The following is a 20,048-nucleotide window of genomic DNA, read 5'->3' as shown; positions in this document are numbered from 1 at the left end:
ACTTATGTCGAGCGGAGTTGTTACAGCGGCATATATTGTTGCTGCTATCCTATTTATATTTAGTCTGGCGGGTTTATCGCGTCATGAAAGTTCACAGCGTGGTAATACCTTTGGTGTTATCGGGATGGCAATTGCGTTAATTGCGACTATTCTCGGACCAAACAGCGAAAATATTAGCTGGATGATTATCGCCATGATTATTGGTGCGGTGATCGGTATTCGGTTAGCTAAAAAAGTTGAAATGACCGAAATGCCAGAACTTGTAGCTATTTTGCACAGTTTTGTCGGTTTAGCGGCTGTTCTGGTCGGTTTTAACAGTTATATGGCTGCTGAAGCATTTGCTGAGCCTATCATGGAAAATATTCATTTAACTGAAGTTTTCTTGGGTATTTTCATCGGTGCAGTAACATTTACGGGTTCAATCGTAGCTTACGGTAAATTGTCAGGAAAAATGACGTCTAAGCCATTAATGTTGCCACATCGTCATAAAATCAATTTAGCGGCATTAGTCGTTTCGTTCATTTTGATGCTGATCTTCGTTAACACTCACAGTGTTGGTCTGCAAGTCTTCACTATGTTGGTTATGACTTTGATTGCCTTAGCTTTCGGCTGGCATTTAGTAGCCTCTATTGGTGGTGCAGATATGCCAGTCGTTGTTTCAATGCTGAACTCTTACTCTGGTTGGGCAGCGGCAGCGGCAGGTTTCATGCTCAGCAATGACCTGTTAATTGTTACTGGAGCGTTAGTCGGTTCATCCGGGGCAATCCTATCTTATATTATGTGTAAGGCGATGAATCGTTCATTCTTTAGCGTCATTGCCGGCGGTTTTGGTACCGATGGCTCCTCGGTGGGGAATGCAGAAGAGATGGGTGAATTCCGTGAAACCACGGCTGAAGAAGTGGCTGAATTATTGAAAAATTCAAGCTCAGTCATTATCACCCCAGGCTACGGCATGGCGGTGGCTCAGGCACAATATCCAGTGCATGATATTACGGCTAAATTGCGTGAACGTGGAATTAAAGTTCGTTTTGGTATTCACCCTGTTGCCGGTCGTTTACCTGGTCACATGAATGTATTATTAGCGGAAGCAAAAGTCCCTTATGATATTGTATTAGAAATGGATGAAATCAATGATGATTTCGCTGATACCGATACCGTATTAGTCATTGGGGCTAATGATACGGTAAATCCAGCAGCACTTGAAGATCCCAATAGTCCAATTGCGGGCATGCCAGTGCTTGAAGTATGGAAGGCGAATAATGTGATTGTGTTCAAACGTTCGATGAATACAGGATACGCTGGGGTACAAAATCCATTGTTCTTTAAAGAAAATAGTCAAATGCTATTTGGTGATGCTAAAGCCAGTGTTGATGCCATTTTAAAGGCTCTATAATTGCGAGCTAACCAATAACCCCCTGTGTTATTGAGGCACTAAAAAGCCCTGTCAGGAGTTATTATACTGTACAGGGCTTTTTATACTGACTTAATAGACAATTTAAACCTAATAATGGTTATTCATCATCGCTAGTCATTGGGCAGACAAAACCATCGGGCTTGATAGCCAGTAAATCACATTTTAATTTATCTACCACATGCTCGGCGGTATTGCCTAAAAAGGCAGCGGATAAACCTGTTCTGCCAATAATCCCTAAAACAACCACTCCGGCATTGAGTTCTTCACACATTTCAGGAATAATTTTTTCCGGCAATCCTTCCTGCACATGAGTATACTTTTCATCAATACTAAATTTTTGGCGCAGTTCTTTCATGGCAACCAAATGCTGACCACGTAGTGCATTATTATACAAGCTAGGGTCATAATCAGGCAGTTCGATCGCAATATTGAGCGGTGCTACTGGGTAAGAACTAACAAGATGAATGGTCGGGTCTTTTATGATGCGCTTGGCTAAATCCTGAGTTTTTTCCACCAATTTAATATTTAGCTCATCGTGATAAGATTCCTCATTGGATAGATTAACCGCCACGGCAATCGAACCATGATCAGGCCAAATATTATCTTTGACCATCCACACCGGGCAAGGACATTTACGCAGTAAATTCCAATCAAGTGGCGTAAATATCAGCGATTCAAATTTATCATACTGATGCGCCATTTTGAGCAATAAATCATGTTTGCCATTAATCACCTCTTGAATAATTGCTTCTAGGGGTTTGTTATGCCAAATCACCTTAATCTCAATCTCTATTCCAGCTTCAAGATAATAGTGTGCTTGCTGTTTTACCCATGCAGCCCGCTGATTAACCACACCTTTACGCATAGCATCACGTTCTTCTGGTGAGAGCAGGGTAGTCATATCATAAGACAGATCATAAATAGGAAGAAAAGCTTTAATCCGTCCACCATTACGCTGTACTAAATACACAGCACGCCGTAACGCCGGTTGATCATCCTGATTGGGGTCAATTGCAACTAATAAATTTTGATAGTTTGCCATATTGATTTTCCTCATAACGGCTGGACAGTTATTGTATAAATATCGTCGTTATTTTTTGTTGTTACGATGTGGATTATACGGCTTAAACGTTAATTAAGGTTATTCCATTAGCCTGATTTAAGCCTCGGAGACAATTTAACTTATATGCCGCTATGATTAAATCTAACACAACAAATCGACGGCATCACCTCTTATCCTGCTGAAAACGAGGGATAATGGATTAAAATTCATCAAATTAATCGTTAAATTATGGTGCGATAGGGAAGCTATAATCAAAAAAAGAGGGAAATAAAGAGGGCAATAAAAAACTAGGCCATTGCGATGAAGGACCTAGTTTTAGCTATAAACAACTAATTAAGTTTATTTATGCAATAGTAGACGGTAATTTACCTGCGATTTCCGATAATTTTTCCATATCTTCTACCGTAATATATTTACCTTTAACGCTTAACATGCCGCTTTTTTGGAAACGACCTAATAAACGACTAATGGTTTCAACGGTTAAACCGAGGTAGTTACCGATATCGCCACGCGTCATGGTCAATCTGAATTCGCGAGCAGAAAAACCGCGCTGAGAAAAACGATGCGATAAATTAATAATAAATGCGGCTAAGCGTTCTTCGGCATTTTTCTTTGAAAGCAACAAGATCATCTCTTGGTCGCCTTTAATTTCACCACTCATCAAGCGCATAATCTGTTGACGTAGATTTGGCATTTTTCCTGATAAATCATCCAGTGTCTCAAAAGGAATTTCGCACACCATCGATGTTTCAAGGGCTTGAGCAAAACTCGGATGCTCAGTATTAATTATTGCGTCAAATCCAACCAGATCACCGGCAAGATGAAAACCAGTAATTTGCTCATCGCCTTCTTCAGTGATGGTGTAACTTTTGATCGTGCCAGAACGGATAGCATACAGTGAACGTAATTCATCTCCTGCTTTAAACAGAGTTTGGCCTTTTTGAATCGGTTTTTTACGTTCAATAATATTATCAAGCTGATCCAGTTCATGTTCATTCAATGTAAATGGAATGCAAAGCTGACTAATGCTGCAATCCTGACAATGAATAGCACAACCACCAGACTGGATGCGACGAACAACTCGTTTTTCTGGGATCATATATAATGCTCATTCAAGTTAAAAATATTGATATGAGTCAATTTTAACATAAGATAAGTAAACTAGTAAGAGCTATTAGAATATCGATTATCAGTGTTGTTTTTATGAGCGAGATTCATCGGCATATTATGAAAAAACTATTAAGTTATCATCGAGTTAAAGTATCAATAACAATCGGTTATTTCAATAAAAACTCATTGTGAACTTATCTTTATATTTATTTATCTTTTTTACCCGCTTAGTCAAATTTTGATTTAGCACATTATGCAAAAAACAGCTAATAATAAACTAAAAGCCATTAAGACTATTGTTATAAGATAAATATTAATTAATTCAAATTAAAAGATATTAGTTATTATTTAAATAATTTATTACTTTCGATAATTATCTTAATAATATGATTAAATAGCTTTATAGTTAATAATATTTTTTATTTTAATTGTAATTGTATGTGCATACTAAATAAAAAATTGATTGGATATTCAATCGCCTAGGAGAATTGTGATGAAACTACCACACCATGATCTGCCGGATTCAATGACAGTTATCGATATTATTGAGCCTGGAGGGCCTGAGAAATTACAGCCCCTCAATGTCATTCTTCCTCCCATTACCTCCGGTCACCTACTGGTTAAGGTGATGGCGGCAGGGGTTAATCGCCCAGATGTATTTCAGCGTAAAGGCGCATATCCACCGCCACCTGATGCATCCCCGATCCCCGGATTAGAAGTCTCTGGTATCGTGGTAGCAATAGCTGACGATGTGACCGAGTGGAAAATTGGTGATAAAGTTTGTGGGTTAGTTGCCGGGGGGGGATATGCTGAATATTGTCTGGTCCATCAAGATATTGCGCTGCCTTTAGGTAATCTTTCATTTATTGAAGCCGCGGCTATCCCTGAGAATTTTTTTACGGTATGGGCTAATATGTTTCAACTCGGGAAGTTACAGGCGGGTGAAACTGTATTAATCCATGGAGGAACGTCAGGGATTGGCAGTGTAGCTATTATGCTAGCCAAAGCTTTTGGCGCACAGGTGATAACGACGGTCGGCTCAGCAGAAAAAGTACAAATTGCACAGTCTATTGGCGCAGATCATGCGATTAATTATCATGACGAAGATTTTGTCACTCGCACCCTAGCTTTAACCCGTGATAAAGGGGTGAATATGGTCATTGACTTGATTGGTGGCGATTACATCGCTAAAAATTATGCGGTGGCCGCGAAGTTTGGACGCATCATTCAAATTGGGATGATGAAAGGTAACCCTCAAAATTTGAATATGATGCCGCTGATGGTCAAACGGCTAACGCATACCGGATCGACCATGCGTTCGCGAAATATTCAAGAAAAATCTCAGATAGCTCAGCAGATTAAACAGCAAGTTTGGCCATTAGTTCAGCAAGGTAAAATACAGCCTATCATTAATAAAACCTATCCTTTAGATCAAGCCGCGGATGCGCATCGATTCATGGAATCAGGAGATCTGATCGGTAAGATAGTGTTAGTCGTGGATTAATCATCTACGCATAATGAGCGATAAATAACTATTACTAAATGGTTAGAGCGTTTGCTTGCACGCTGTATACGGCATACTACCTAGTAGTATTAAGATTAACGGTTATTTTTTATTATTAAAAGATGACCGTTAATTTATATATTACTATCTTTCCCCATCATTAAAAATAATTAATTAATTTTTGCTTATAACAATTCATTTACATCATCAAGCTATTTTTGTATGAACATCCTTTTATTACCGACAATTTTCTTGAATTTTGTACTTGCCCACAGTTCCGATTGATTTTACGACCGATATATTAATATTTTAACAAATTTATATTATACCTATTAACAAGTTGGCAATCAGTCACGTCATTTTTAGCCTGAAATTTTAATGGAATAATAAATACATAGAAATACCAATGAGTTAATTGAGGTTTCTTTGTATGGCATGGAACAGATAAATGAACATACCTTCCAATGATAATAAGTTAATTAACTTAAATTCCTTGTAATAAAAAGACAACACAAAAGTTGTAAATTGAAGGTAGGGTAATAATGATTAAACAAAGCAATTCGACGATCAATGTTGATGCCTTATTTCTTGGACCTAAGTCTGAAAATGCAATATTTTTTAGAGAAATGATGGAATATGCTATTTGCGAACATCTACATTGGCGTTCTGGATTCCACCCAGAAGATTCCGCATTAATTACCACGGTAGACCGTTATACTGCTGATTATCGTGATACTTTATACCGGACAGAAGGTATTCTTAATCAATTATCATCGAAATTAAAAACCACTTCAGTGCCTTGGTTTTCTCCCCGTTATCTCGGGCATATGAACGCTGATACCCTAATGATCTCCAACCTCGCTTATGTCATGGCGATGATGTACAACCCCAATAATTGCGCACAAGAGTCATCCCCGACCACCACTCATTTAGAGTTAGAAGCCGGGGAGGATTTGTGTCGAATGTTTGGCTATGACCCAGATACTTCTTGGGGACATATCACTTCTGGCGGAACGGTAGCTAATTATGAAGGATTATGGGTAGCTCGTAATTTAAAAACATTACCGTTAGCGATGGCTAAACATAAACAAGCTCGCAACTTGCTGCCAAATATATCAGAACAAGCATTATTAAACTTATCACCATCGACAGTTGTTGATTTTATCGATCAATTGAAATACGCCGGTTGGTTCGAAGAAGTGAGAGCCTTAACTTGCCGAGGCGCAGGGGTTGAGTCGAGTAAATTAGGTAAATTATTGGTTCCTCAATCCAAACATTATTCTTGGATGAAAGCCATGGATATCCTCGGCGTGGGCCAGCAAAATATCGTTCAATTACCCGTTAATCAGCAATATCGTACTGATACTCAAAAAATGCGGGCAATAGTGTTTGATCTCATTGAACGCGGTGAGCCGATTTTAGCTATCATTGCGGTAGTTGGTACAACAGAAACTGGAGCTATTGATCATGTCGATAGCCTGATTCAGTTGCGACGAGAGTGTGAACAGCGTTATGGCGTTTCTTTTTATATTCATATCGATGCTGCTTATGCTGGATATGCCTGCGCTATGTTTTTAGATGAAGAAAACCAATTCATTGAATATGAACAGTTAATTCATCGTTATCAACAAGAAGGCATATTTCCTACCGATGTTATATGGCCTAAACCCGAAGTATACCGCAGTTTTCAAGCCTTAAAAGAAGCTGATTCAATTACGGTAGATCCGCATAAAGTGGGATTTATCCCTTACGCTGCTGGGGCTATTTGTATGAAAGACAAACGGATTGTCGATTTAATTTCTTATCATGCCGCTTATGTGTTTGAATCAGTAACAGAAAAAACACCATCAACTAAGAATCAGCAGGTGGTTTTGGGGGCGTCTATTATGGAAGGCTCGAAATCTGGTGCCACAGCGGCGGCGGTTTGGGCTGCTCATCGGTTAGTGCCATTGAATATTTATGGGTATGGCAAAGTGATCGCCGCAGGAATAGTCACCGCGAATTGGTTAACTGAAAAGCTAAATCAAACAGAGCCATTGAGTATTGATGACCGAATATTTAAAATTTATGCGATGCAAACACCTGATTTTCATATGGTTAATTTTATGTTTAAGCAAATAGATAATCACGATCTTCAGCAACAAAATCAGCTAAATAAACGGATGTATGAACTGTGCTCTTTTGCCACTGGCCGCTCTTATACCAATGATTTTTTAACCTCATCAACATCACTCAGCCATGAAGAATACGGCGATAACCCTGCTATTTTTTGTCAACAGGCTGGATTTAGTTCGGATGAATGGCAGCGAGTTCAAAGTTTATATGTTCTACGCGCGGCAATTATGACCCATTGTTTACGCGATAAACATCATTTTGAGCACTATTGGCAGGAATTAAAAACTATATTTGTCAATAAATTACAGAAAATTGTGGATGAAAATAATAAATCAAATCGCCTTGCGACATCTTTAGCTACTCAACAACTCGCCTAATAGCGAATTTAATAATCTCATTATTGACAGGGTTTATTATGAAGAATCGTACATTTGGTAGTGTATTTATTGTCGCGGGAACCACAATTGGTGCAGGGATGTTGGCAATGCCTATCGCAGCAGCCGGTAATGGTTTTGGTGTCAGTTTTGTTATGCTTATCACTCTTTGGGCATTGATGTGTTATACCTCGTTATTATTAGTTGAAGTATATCAACATGAGTCCCATGAAACCGGTATCGGCAGTATCGCCGAACGTTATTTAGGATCTGCGGGGAAAATTATTACTGGCTTCAGTATGATGTTTTTGATGTATGCATTGACTGCGGCCTATGTGAGCGGGGCAGGAGAAATTATCACGTCTAATCTTAACCATAATTTTCAGATTGAATTAGCGGACTATATCGGAATTATTATCTTTACCGTGATTGGCGGCGCTGTGGTTTGTTTTGGAACCACATCCGTTGATTTTATTAATCGTCTGTTATTTGCAGCGAAAACAGTCTTCATGGTGCTGATATTTGCTCTAATGATGCCACATGTTGAACAACAAAATTTATTGTCTCAACCGATGGAATCTGTCCTTATTCTGTCTGCTATCCCGGTGGTTTTTACCTCGTTTGGTTTCCACGGCAGTGTGCCGAGCATCGTTAAATATATGGGTGGCGATGTAAAAAAACTGCGTTTTATTTTTATTATTGGCAGTGCAATCCCTCTTATTGCTTATATTTTGTGGCAAATCGCCACTTTGGGCAGTATTAGTAGCGATACTTTTGTCGGTATCTTAGCGCAAAATTCAGGGTTAAATGGTTTACTCGATGCAATTCGCAACGTTGTTAATTCGAGTGAAACCGAGCTAGCGGTTCAGATGTTTATGAGTTTGGCGTTAGCTACGTCTTTCCTTGGGGTTGCACTGGGATTATTCGATTTCTTAGCTGATCTGTTTAAACGCCAAGATTCGGTTGCTGGGCGATTACAAACTGGATTATTAACCTTCGGTCCACCGTTAATCTTTGCACTATTTTATCCCTCAGGTTTTATTATGGCATTAGGCTATGCGGCAGTTTCTTTGGCCATATTGGCGTTATTACTCCCAAGTATGTTGGCGTTTAAATCTCGATCAATTAATGAACGTAATTATCAAGTTAAAGGGGGAGCGCCTGCGTTAGTATTTGTCTTTATGTGTGGGATTGTAGTCATTGCTGTACAGTTGGCCATTGTATTCAATGTGTTGCCAAATATTGGTTGAATATATTACGCGGTAATAAATCTGATGTGACTGACAATAAACGTAAATAGGGTGCTGAAAAGCATCCTATTTATTATTTATTCAGGTCTTTATATCGCTTATGCTAAAAACAAGCATCACCGGGAAAGGTTAATGTTTTCTTTTTAGCTTCTGTAAGCGATAGAGGATCATTTCCACCGCTAACTCAACCGAGGTAACTGCACTGTCGATAACAATATCCGCACTGTCCCACCATTCATACTCACGATCCATTACATTATCCCAATCAGGTAGCTGATGACCGATAATATCCGCTACTCGTTGTTCGACTTGCATACGGTGCTGGGCTAAATCAGAGCAAATAATTTCAATTTCAACTAATGGTGTATTGGCCTTGGCAGCGATATTTTGCCATGCGGTACGAGTAATGCTTAGCGGATTCACGCAATCTGCAATTACTATTTGACCCAGCTTTAAATTATCATCCGCGATTATATTGGCAATATTATACCCAGCGGCACCAACAGTATTATTTTCAACTGTCGAGGCTTGTATTAGAGATTGTTCTATAGAATCAATGCGTAAATAACAAGCAGAAATTGCTTGGGCAATCCTTTTTGCGATGGTTGTTTTGCCTGTTCCGGGTAATCCGCCAAAAACAATTAGCATATAAAGTGTCCTAAATTACTCGATTTTTATTAAAGCCGTCGCGTGATAGAGGGGCTGAGCCCGTATCGCTAATAGCGAAATATGTTGATTTAACTAATTGTGCCGTAATTTTAATTGATTCGCAGTAACTTTATATATCGATAAGTAAATTTTAATTATTAATTGTATGTGTAATTATTAAAAAGCATGGTAATAGTTATCATTAGCATTTTTGGCATAAAATCAGATATATCTAAACTGGCATTATCCGCATAATGGGTTATGATAGTGTTGTAATCGATATATCGGTTTATACTCACATATTTCTAGTTCGTCATTTTATGATGTCGTAATATTTCTGAGCGTAAAGATGGTATTGGCAGTCGATGTAGCGTAAGAGCGGAAATAATGAGCAATACTGAGCATGATGTAGATTGTTGTTGTCGAAAATCACGACGAATGTTCAGCCCAAAAGAGTTAAGAGTCTATGTATTATCTCTATTGGCAGGATCATCAAGTTATGGGTATGAGCTAATTCAACGAATTAAGCTAGCCACTGGCGGTTTTTATTGCCCCAGTTCAGGAGTGATCTATCCGACGCTAACATTGTTAGAAGAACAAACATTCATCGAACCTGTAAATCAGAGTCATGGACGCAAACAATTTTTAATTACCACTGAAGGCAAATTGTTTTTGGCTACTCAAACTGTAATCTTATTGAATATTAAACAAAAACTTCAATATGCACGCGAGTTAAAACAAGGTAATGCGTTCGCCGATGAAATAGAACTTGCCGTAAGTAGATTTAAAAGCCTGCTTAGGCACAAAATTGTACTAAAACAATTAAGTAATGATGAGTCGGTTAAGATTGTAAATATTATTAATCAGACTGTTCAGCGCCTAGAATCAATGAATCTAGCGCTGATTGAGGTGGATAACTAACATGGCAAAAACTAATCATATTATGGAAAACAACGTGAATTCTGCGGTAACAGCGAAGCAAGAGAACAATTTGGCTAAGGATGATTTGGCACGCCAAGAAACTGCCAATACTGAGGTACCTAACACCGCCTCGACAGAAAAGAAAGTGAAAGATCAAGTCTGTGCTAATGTTCCTTTCTCTTATTTACGCCGAGCACGTAAAGCGCGTTAATTTTAGTCTATTTTCCTTCAAAGGTGAGAAAAGTTCATCGCCTTTGAAGGATCTTCAGTTATCATATCTCTTCTATAATATCTGCAATAGCCGAAATTTTAGATCTTATGGTCTAAATAGGGTGTAATAATAGGGCTTAGCAGTCTAGCGTAGATACAATACGCAGATAAAAATAGACATAAATCACCGATGAGATCAGTCATCATGACAACAAAAAAAACTGTTTTTTTTATTACTCTTTTATTTTCCTGTGCCTCCTTACAGACTATGACCGCCTATGCCGCATCCTCGGAAGTGAATTCAAAAATTACGAGTTCAAAAGAAAATATGACTGAATATCAAGCGATTGAATATTTCACTCATCTGGAACAGCGTGGTAAAATCGGTTTAGCTCAGCAAAGTAAACCCCGCTTTGCCCGGCTGGCTAAACCTGGAGAATCAGTCACGCTAACAGCAGACCATGGAGCACAAACAATCACGGTGACGGCTCAAAAGGGCGATTGGATCATTGAAACCGATTGTTCACCCAAGACGACCGAGCAAATGTTGGTCTCCGCAAAAAATTTTGCTGAGCAATATTATGATCCGATCACTGCATTAACCAAACCGGGTTACCTTCGTGTTATTCCACGCACTATGCCAGTTAATTATTACCCAGTCCCACCTAACACCGCCTCATTTATCATTACACGGGATGGAAAATCCCCCCAAATAGTCAAATCTGGGGATGTCGTAATTCAATCATCCCGAGACGCTAATGATATTCATCGTCTGACGATGGCAGAGTTTATCTGTCATTATGAGATTATTGCTCCAGCACAATAAATATACTCAATCAGTTTATAATATAAGCACGGGGTATTAATAATCCGTGCTTATAGCGATAACATAGAATAAACAGTATTAAATAAAGATAGTTCGATAATAATAAGTAATATGTGATAAATAATACTTTAACTTGGAAATTATTTATTTTGATGCGGTTTTATAGAGAGCGGATAATAATTTTACAGATAAATTCACAAAAAGAAAGTAACAATAATTTAGTATTATAAAAATTATTAAGATGATTTCTTGGTTTTATTTTTTTTTCGACACTAATCTTCTAATAAATACTAACTTTTTTTGAGCTATACGAAGGTGGTTAACTTATTTATTGGTTTGATCTGAAATATTGTGATGCGTGTGCTATTTTAAAATAAATATTAGCGCTAAAATATAGTTATAAAAATTAAATGGTTAATCATAAATAGCGCCATAAAAATACAATTCAATATAGGCCGGAAATTAATTATTATTTGAATAATGATATAAATAATTATTTAAATTAAGGACTGTAATATGCAACTTATGATCAAGAGAATATTTTATTAATTTGTTTTTATTAAAGTTATTTTCTATCTGCAAATAGTTCAGATACTACGGTGTAATGATAAGTATTTGGGTAATAATTATTAGGGCGATAATCTGCTACTTAAAATAGGCCAATGGTCTTGATATTTTACCAATAAATTTATTTCACTGTAGTTATCCTTCCTCTAACCTGAAAGATGAGAACAGGTTGTTATGAAAACAGAGAATAGGCGTAAGATTACAATTTTTATTATTGTTTTAATTATTTTAATTATCGGTGGATATTATTATTGGGATCAACGGAGTAGTGATTTACCCCCTGGATTCGCCCAAAGTAATGGACGAATAGAAGCCACCGAAATTGATATTTCGACCAAAACACCGGGACGCATTGAATCTATTGAGGTTAAGGAGGGAGACGTTGTTACTAAAGGGCAAGTTTTAGCCAAAATGGATACTCGTGCATTGCAAGAGCAATTACATGAAGTACAAGCGCAATTAAAACAAGCCACCAGCACGGTAATGACGGCAGAATCTGCATTAACTCAACGTAAAAGTGAAAAATTAGCGGCTCAAGCGGTAGTTAAACAACGAGAGGCTGAACTGAATGCTGCCCAAAAACGCTTAGTTCGTTCTAAAAAACTGGTGCTAACCAATGCTATTTCGGTTCAACAATTGGATGATGATTTAGCTAAAGTACAAGGTAATCGAGCTGCACTTGAAGCAGCTAAAGCACAAGTTGCCGCATCAACGGCAGCGATTGATTCTGCGCATGCTGGTATTGTACAAGCCAAAACTCGGGTTGAGGCTGCTGCTGCTTCTGAGCGTAGGATCATCGCAGATTTAGACGACAGTATCTTAAAAGCACCTCGCAATGGACGGATTCAATATCGTGTCGCTGAACCGGGTGAAGTGTTATCTGCCGGGGGACGAGTATTAAATATGGTCGATCTCAGTGATGTGTATATGACCTTCTTTTTGCCAACCACAGATGCCGGTAAAGTCGCGTTAGGTAGCGAAGTACATATTGTTCTGGATGCAGCGCCAAATTTAGTCATTCCGGCCAAAGCTACTTATGTGGCCAGTGTTGCACAATTTACACCGAAAACCGTCGAAACCGACAACGAACGATTAAAATTAATGTTCCGTATTCGCGCCAGAATTTCCCCCGAATTACTAGAGCAACACTTTGAATATGTAAAAACAGGTTTACCCGGTAAAGCCTATGTACGGTTAGATAATTCGCTCGCATGGCCGCAAAATCTTGAGGTGAGAATACCGTAATGACAAGCAAACCGCGATTAAGGGATGATGTGATTATCGATTTACGTCATGTCAGTCAGCATTACGGGGAAAATTGTGCGCTTGATGATATTACGTTGCAAATCCCGGCACGCCAGATGGTCGGTCTAATCGGCCCTGATGGCGTCGGTAAATCGAGCTTAATCTCACTTATTGCTGGCTCACGAGAAATACAACATGGGCAGGTCGTAGTGCTTGGTGGTGAGATGAGCGATAAAGCTCATCGACGAGCCGTTTGCCCGAGAATAGCCTACATGCCGCAAGGTCTCGGGAAAAATCTCTACCATACATTGTCGGTATTTGAGAATGTTGATTTTTTTGGTCGCCTATTTGGTCAATCAAAACTGGAACGAGAACATCGAATTAATGACTTGCTCGAAAGTACCGGGTTAGCGCCATTTCGTGATAGGCCGGCCGGTAAATTATCGGGAGGGATGAAACAAAAACTCGGGCTTTGCTGCGCACTTATTCATGACCCTGAGTTATTAATTCTCGACGAACCAACCACAGGGGTTGATCCATTATCTCGGGCTCAATTTTGGGAGCTAATCAATCGGATACGTGAACGTCAAACCAATATGAGCGTCTTGGTAGCGACTGCATATATGGAGGAAGCCGAACGCTTTGATTGGTTAGTCGCTATGGATGCCGGAAAAGTATTAGCTACCGGCCATGCCACTGAAATTAAACAGCAAACCAAATGCGAAGATTTAGAAGCGGCATTTATTGAATTGCTCCCGGAAGATAAAAGAAAAAATCATCAAAAAGTGATTATTCCCGCCAGAGATAAATCTGCCGATGATGTTATTGCCATTGAAGCACAAGATTTAACCATGCGTTTTGGTCACTTCGTGGCCGTAGATCATGTCAATTTCCGTATTCCTAAAGGCGAAATTTTCGGTTTTCTCGGCTCCAATGGTTGTGGGAAATCCACGACCATGAAAATGTTAACCGGGTTGCTACAAGCCAGCGAAGGACAAGCATGGTTATTCGGGCAGGAGATAGACCCCAAAGATATCGAAACTCGTAAACGGGTCGGTTATATGTCGCAGGCATTCTCGTTGTACAGTGAATTAAGCGTACGCCAAAACTTAGAATTACATGCCAAATTATTTCATATTCCCGAGGCTGAAATTAGCTCACGTTGCGATGAAATGTGCCAGCGTTTTAATCTCAGTGAAGTACAAGACACTATGCCAGATGACTTACCTCTGGGGATCCGCCAGCGGTTATCCTTAGCTGTTGCGGTTATTCATCGCCCTGAAATGTTGATTCTGGATGAACCGACTTCAGGCGTTGACCCAGTAGCCCGTGATATGTTTTGGAATCTGATGGTTGATTTATCTCGACGTGACGGTGTCACTATTTTTATCTCCACTCATTTTATGAATGAAGCAGCACGCTGCGACCGTATCTCGTTAATGCATGCAGGTAAAGTGTTGGATTGTGATACTCCGGCTAATTTAGTGAAAAAACGGGGATTAGCGACCTTAGAAGATACATTCATTGCCTATCTCAAAGAGGCGGTGAAGGCGCCCGAACCAGATACTTCACATGCACCTACTGCGGCTCGAGATCCACAACAGCAAAATAGCACCGAACAAGCGCTGAAAAGTCGCTTTAGTTTACGGCGTTTGTTCAGTTACAGTATTCGCGAAGGTATGGAACTACGCCGTGATCCTGTTCGTTCAACACTTGCATTGTTAGGTACCGTAATCTTAATGTTTATTATGGGTTACGGTATCAGTATGGATGTTGAAAACTTACGATTTGCGGTGCTTGACCGAGACCAAACCGGAATGAGCCAAGCGTATAATACTAACTTAGCCGGTTCGCGCTATTTTATCGAACAAGCGCCGATTAAAGATTATGATGAATTAGAGCGACGATTACGCAGTGGTGAAGTGACTGTTGCTATTGAACTTCCACCTAATTTTGCCCGTGATATTTCGCGCGGTCATAATGTTAAAATAGGCGTATGGATTGATGGTGCCATGCCTAATCGTGCTGAAACGGTTCGCGGTTATATTCAAGCCATGCACTTAATGTGGCTAAGCAATATAGCCAGCCGTCAATCACATGGTGTGCAAGGTATGCCGGCGATAGATATTGAAACCCGCTATCGTTATAACCCTGATGTAAAAAGCTTACCGGCGATTGTCCCCGCCGTTATCCCACTGTTATTAATGATGATCCCGGCTATGCTTAGCGCCCTGAGTGTAGTACGTGAAAAAGAACTTGGCTCCATTATTAATTTGTATGTAACGCCGGTGACTAAATTAGAATTTCTGCTCGGAAAACAGCTTCCTTATATCATCTTGGGGATGTTTAATTTCTTCTTGCTTTGTGGCTTATCAGTTTTTGTCTTCGGCGTCAGTTTAAAAGGCAGCTTGTTAAGCTTAACTTTAGCCGCGCTGCTGTATATAACAATTGCCACCGGTATCGGGCTACTAATCTCGTGCTTTATGAAAAGCCAAATTGCTGCAATTTTTGGAACCTCAATTATTACGCTGATCCCTGCGACTCAATTTTCCGGCATGATTGACCCTGTCTCCTCCTTAGAAGGGATGGGCCGCTGGGTAGGGATGATTTATCCGACCTCACATTTCTTGACTATTACTCGAGGGATTTTCTCTAAAGCGTTGGGATTATTCGATTTACAGAGTTCATTTATCCCATTGTTGATCACTATTCCGCTGGTTATTCTTTTAAGCGTGCTATTCCTGAAGAAACAGGAGTCATAAATGGTTATCAGAACACTGCAAAATATTTTTAATTTAGGGATGAAGGAGCTACGCAGCTTAAGCCGAGATAAAGCGATGCTGGGGCTGATCATATTCGCGTTTACCGTATCAATTTATTCGTCTGCCACCGTGACTCCGGGCTCTTTACATAATGCGCCTATAGCTATTGCTGATCAGGATAAATCCCAGCTATCCACCCGCATTGTTAATAGCTTCTATGCACCATTTTTCCAAATGCCTGCTGATATTGTTCCCGAACAGATTGATGGCTTACTAGATCGCGGTACCTATACCTTTGCACTTGATATTCCGCCTAATTTTCAACGTGATGTATTGGCTGGTCGCCAGCCAGAAATTCAAGTTAATATTGATGCAACCCGCATGAGCCAAGCTTTTTTAGGCAACAGCTATATTCAAAATATCGTTCAAGGTGAAGTGACTGAGTTTTTAGCGAAAACCAGAAATAACAGTGTGTTACCCGTTGATTTAGAAGTTAGAATGCGCTTCAACCCTAATTTAACACAATCGTGGTTTGGTTCAGTAATGGCAATAATCAATAATATTACTATGCTCTCGATTGTCCTCACTGGGGCGGCATTAATTCGCGAAAGAGAACACGGTACAATTGAACATCTATTAGTTATGCCGGTTACACCTTTTGAGATAATGCTGTCAAAGATTTGGTCGATGGGCTTAGTGGTATTATTAGCCTCAGTAATATCATTGATTTTAGTTGTAAAAACCTTACTTCACGTACCGATTGAAGGATCGATCCTATTATTTATTTGTGGCGTTGCCTTAAGTTTATTTGCAACCACATCTATCGGTATTTTTATGGGAACAATCGCCCGTTCTATGCCTCAATTCGGCTTATTGATGATTTTAGTTTTACTGCCGTTAAATATGCTTTCCGGCGGGATGACGGCGCGTGAGAGTATGCCGCAACTGGTACAAGATATTATGTTGACCATGCCAACTACTCATTTTGTTAGCTTAGCGCAAGCGATTCTATATCGTGGCGCAGATTTTTCGATTGTTTGGCCTCAATTTATTATTCTATTCATTATTGGTGCTGTCTTCTTTATTTTCGCTTTATTACGCTTCCGTAAAACCATTTCCTCGATGGCTTAATTATTCAGATTTAAACTAACGATATCAATGATGTAATGACCGGTTTTCCGGTCATTATTTTAAGCATCTGTCGGCGAAAACTGTCTACAACATAATCGCTAACTATCAAGAATAAACTAACCAAAGGCAATACCTATCAAATTAATAGAATCAACTAATTGGAGAAGCTGTGTCTAAATCGGTAACTTAGTCCTCAACCCAACAAGAGGAATAAGGAAAACACCATGTCTTTAATTAATACTAAAATCAAACCTTTCCACAATACTGCATTTAAAAACGGCGAATTCATTGACGTTACAGAGAAAGATACTGAAGGCAAATGGAGCGTATTTTTCTTCTATCCAGCTGACTTTACCTTTGTTTGCCCAACCGAATTAGGCGACTTAGCTGATCATTATGATGAGTTCCAAAAAATGGGCGTTGATATCTATTCAGTTTCTACTGATACCCATTTCACTCATAAAGCATGGCACGGCAGTTCAGAAACTATCGGCAAAATCCAATATGCAATGATTGGCGACCCAACAGGCGCATTAACACGTAACTTCGAAAACATGCGTGAAGATGAAGGCCTAGCAGATCGTGGTACTTTCGTGGTTGACCCACAAGGTATCATCCAAGCGATTGAAATTACCGCTGAAGGTATCGGCCGCGATGCAGCAGATTTAGTACGTAAAATCAAAGCAGCACAATACGTTGCAAGCCATCCAGGTGAAGTTTGCCCGGCGAAATGGAAAGAGGGCGAAGCTACTCTATCTCCATCACTGGATCTGGTTGGTAAAATCTAATAAAAACACATTGATAGCTCAATTTACGCTTAGCGTAGATGATGCTTACTTGTGATATGAATCATGTTATCGGGTGCACTGCACCCGATTTTTAACCGGGGAATACTTTATGCTCGATAACAATTTGCTCGACAGCAATATGCAGGCTCAATTAAAAGCCTATTTAACTAAACTAACTCGACCTGTTGAGTTAGTCGCTAACCTTGATGACAGTGCAAAATCAAAAGAAATTAAACAACTGTTAGCTGAAATTGCCGCATTATCAGACCAAGTGACTACCCGCGAAGAAGACAATGCTGGACAGCGTAAACCTTCATTTTTGATTACTAACCCAGGTAATAATAGTGGTGTCCGTTTTGCCGGTTCACCTCTAGGCCATGAGTTTACCTCTTTAGTATTAGCATTATTGCAAGTCGGTGGTCATCCATCAAAAGAAGCCCAAGAATTATTAGATCAAGTGAAATCGCTTGAAGGCGAATTTCAGTTCGAAACTTACTACTCATTGTCCTGTCACAATTGCCCAGATGTAGTGCAAGCGCTTAATTTAATGGCAGTATTAAATCCTAATATTAGCCACACTGCGATTGATGGTGGTGTGTATCAAGATGAGATAACCTCACTTAATATTATGGGTGTACCGGCAGTATTTTTAAATGGCAAAGAATTTGGCCAAGGCCGTATGACCCTAAGTGAAATCGTCAGTAAAGTTGATACCAATGCTGATGCACGTGCGGCTAAATTATTAACTGAACGTGAACCGTATGAAGTTTTAGTTATAGGCAGTGGCCCAGCAGGAGCTTCAGCCGCTATTTATGCCGCACGTAAAGGTATTCGTACCGGCGTTATCGGCGAACGTTTTGGCGGTCAGGTTATGGATACCGTTGATATTGAAAATTATATTTCCGTGCTCAAGACAGAAGGCTCTATTTTTGCCGGCGCGTTAAAAAATCATGTTAACGACTACAGTGTCGATATTGTCGACGGTCAATCAATCACCAAATTAATTCCAGCGCCAACTGAAGGTGGATATCATCAGGTTGAAACTGCTTCAGGCGGGGTATTGAAATCTCGCAGTATTATTATCGCGACAGGAGCCCGCTGGCGTAACATGGGTATCCCGGGCGAACAAGAGTATCGCACTAAAGGGGTCACTTATTGTCCACATTGCGATGGCCCATTGTTTAAAGGTAAACGCGTGGCAGTTATCGGCGGCGGTAATTCAGGTATTGAAGCCGCGATTGACTTAGCGGGTATAGTGGAACATGTTACGGTGCTTGAATTTGCTTCCGAATTAAAAGCTGATTCTGTCTTACAAGACAAAGCTCGTAGCTTAAAAAATGTGGATATTATCGTTAATGCCCAGACCACAGAAGCTCAAGGTGACGGAACTAAATTAACCGGATTAACCTATAAAGATAGAACCAATGATTCATTGCATCATCTTGATGTTGCTGGAATTTTTGTCCAAATCGGCTTGCTACCTAACACTAATTGGTTAGGTGATACGGTAGAACGCAATAAAATGGGTGAGATTGTAGTAGATGCGCGTGGCGAAACCAATATCAAAGGGATATTTGCCGCCGGAGACTGTACAACTGTACCTTATAAACAAATTATCATTGCGGCCGGCGGGGGTGCTAAAGCCTCATTAAGCGCCTTCGATTACCTAATTCGTACCAGTACCAGAACCGCTGAATAGATATAATTTGCTATAAATTCAGTGAGTTGTAGTCAAAAGGCACTCGGGGGCGAGTGCCTTTTTTTTGCGCACAATCTGTACAAAAAAGGCTCAAAAGCGCCTAGCTTTAGCTCTCTTAAGGACGTGTTCGATGCATATAAATCTAATATTGCCACTCAAGGGCGAAACTTTTTGCAGATTAGTAATTTGCCGATGTGTTTAATTAAAAGTGATCCTGTCCAAGATAATGCAAAACTAAAAGCCTCTATACCAATAAAGCCGAGCAAAGCGTTGAAACCCGTTATGCCACACTCGTTCTTGAGCGTTATCCCATTCCGTTTTTTTGCCTAAGATACTTATAAAAGAAGCTGCAATATTAGAGTAATACAATGAGCGCGTAGATAGCTTACAGGCACAGTTATTTGCGTATTGCATATAAGGC

The 20,048-nt window shown here is 39.7% G+C and carries 15 protein-coding genes; 12 read left to right on the top strand and 3 right to left on the bottom strand.

Annotated features, from left to right (window positions below):
- Positions 1-4 precede the first annotated feature (4 nt).
- A complete protein-coding gene (gene pntB, locus M992_RS09815) occupies positions 5-1,393 on the top strand; it encodes a Re/Si-specific NAD(P)(+) transhydrogenase subunit beta (protein ID WP_053908356.1) in 1,389 nt (462 codons plus the stop codon).
- 118 nt (positions 1,394-1,511) lie between these two features.
- Here the strand turns inward: pntB and uspE are convergent, their stop codons facing one another.
- Both uspE and fnr read right to left on the bottom strand, forming a co-directional pair.
- Positions 1,512-2,456, bottom strand: a complete 945-nt coding sequence (gene uspE / locus M992_RS09810; RefSeq protein WP_053908354.1) for a universal stress protein UspE — start codon at positions 2,454-2,456, stop codon at positions 1,512-1,514.
- 364 nt (positions 2,457-2,820) lie between these two features.
- A complete protein-coding gene (gene fnr / locus M992_RS09805; protein WP_053908352.1) occupies positions 2,821-3,576 on the bottom strand; it encodes a fumarate/nitrate reduction transcriptional regulator Fnr in 756 nt (251 codons plus the stop codon).
- A gap of 504 nt (positions 3,577-4,080) precedes the next feature.
- On the opposite strand from fnr, the gene M992_RS09800 reads away from it, so the two are divergent.
- The 3 genes from M992_RS09800 to tyrP all read left to right on the top strand — a co-directional run bounded on the left by M992_RS09800 (position 4,081) and on the right by tyrP (position 8,830).
- Positions 4,081-5,091: an NAD(P)H-quinone oxidoreductase gene (locus M992_RS09800; protein WP_053908350.1), complete on the top strand. Its 1,011-nt coding sequence runs from the start codon at positions 4,081-4,083 to the stop codon at positions 5,089-5,091.
- Positions 5,092-5,633: 542 nt separating this feature from the next.
- Positions 5,634-7,583 (top strand): pyridoxal phosphate-dependent decarboxylase family protein, encoded by a 1,950-nt coding sequence (locus tag M992_RS09795; RefSeq protein WP_053908348.1) that lies wholly within the window; start codon positions 5,634-5,636, stop codon positions 7,581-7,583.
- Between the two features lie 38 nt (positions 7,584-7,621).
- Positions 7,622-8,830: a tyrosine transporter TyrP gene (gene tyrP, locus M992_RS09790; RefSeq protein WP_053908346.1), complete on the top strand. Its 1,209-nt coding sequence runs from the start codon at positions 7,622-7,624 to the stop codon at positions 8,828-8,830.
- A 129-nt stretch (positions 8,831-8,959) separates the two neighbouring features.
- On the opposite strand, the gene M992_RS09785 is transcribed toward tyrP, so the two are convergent.
- Entirely contained in the window at positions 8,960-9,478 is a 519-nt protein-coding gene (locus M992_RS09785; protein ID WP_053908344.1) for a P-loop nucleotide/nucleoside kinase family protein, read from the bottom strand.
- A 387-nt stretch (positions 9,479-9,865) separates the two neighbouring features.
- On the opposite strand from M992_RS09785, the gene M992_RS09780 reads away from it, so the two are divergent.
- From M992_RS09780 to ahpF, 8 genes are all read left to right on the top strand, one after another.
- Positions 9,866-10,399 carry a PadR family transcriptional regulator gene (locus M992_RS09780; RefSeq protein ID WP_053908342.1) on the top strand — a complete coding sequence of 178 codons (534 nt, stop codon included), beginning with the start codon at positions 9,866-9,868 and terminating at the stop codon, positions 10,397-10,399.
- 1 nt (position 10,400) lies between these two features.
- The gene (locus M992_RS09775; RefSeq protein ID WP_053908340.1) at positions 10,401-10,610 is read left to right on the top strand and encodes a hypothetical protein; all 210 of its coding nucleotides are present in this window, start codon (positions 10,401-10,403) and stop codon (positions 10,608-10,610) included.
- A 204-nt stretch (positions 10,611-10,814) separates the two neighbouring features.
- A complete protein-coding gene (locus M992_RS09770; RefSeq protein ID WP_053908338.1) occupies positions 10,815-11,435 on the top strand; it encodes a hypothetical protein in 621 nt (206 codons plus the stop codon).
- Between the two features lie 741 nt (positions 11,436-12,176).
- On the top strand, positions 12,177-13,247 hold the full coding sequence (locus tag M992_RS09765) for an HlyD family secretion protein (protein WP_053908336.1): 1,071 nt from the start codon (positions 12,177-12,179) through the stop codon (positions 13,245-13,247).
- On the top strand, positions 13,247-16,009 hold the full coding sequence (gene rbbA / locus M992_RS09760) for a ribosome-associated ATPase/putative transporter RbbA (RefSeq protein ID WP_053908334.1): 2,763 nt from the start codon (positions 13,247-13,249) through the stop codon (positions 16,007-16,009). The genes M992_RS09765 and rbbA overlap by 1 nt, the downstream gene beginning before the upstream one ends.
- Positions 16,010-16,015: 6 nt before the next feature.
- Positions 16,016-17,140, top strand: coding sequence for an ABC transporter permease (locus tag M992_RS09755; RefSeq protein ID WP_134473780.1), 1,125 nt, complete (start codon positions 16,016-16,018; stop codon positions 17,138-17,140).
- Positions 17,141-17,364: 224 nt separating this feature from the next.
- Positions 17,365-17,928 (top strand): alkyl hydroperoxide reductase subunit C, encoded by a 564-nt coding sequence (ahpC, locus tag M992_RS09750; RefSeq protein ID WP_053908331.1) that lies wholly within the window; start codon positions 17,365-17,367, stop codon positions 17,926-17,928.
- A gap of 124 nt (positions 17,929-18,052) precedes the next feature.
- Positions 18,053-19,627 carry an alkyl hydroperoxide reductase subunit F gene (ahpF, locus tag M992_RS09745; protein ID WP_053908551.1) on the top strand — a complete coding sequence of 525 codons (1,575 nt, stop codon included), beginning with the start codon at positions 18,053-18,055 and terminating at the stop codon, positions 19,625-19,627.
- The last annotated feature ends 421 nt before the right edge of the window (positions 19,628-20,048 follow it).

This window comes from Moellerella wisconsensis ATCC 35017 (assembly GCF_001294465.1).
In the GTDB taxonomy this organism is placed as follows: domain Bacteria; phylum Pseudomonadota; class Gammaproteobacteria; order Enterobacterales; family Enterobacteriaceae; genus Moellerella; species Moellerella wisconsensis.
Note: the sequence above shows the minus strand (reverse complement) of the source record. Positions and strands in the feature narration are given on the sequence as shown.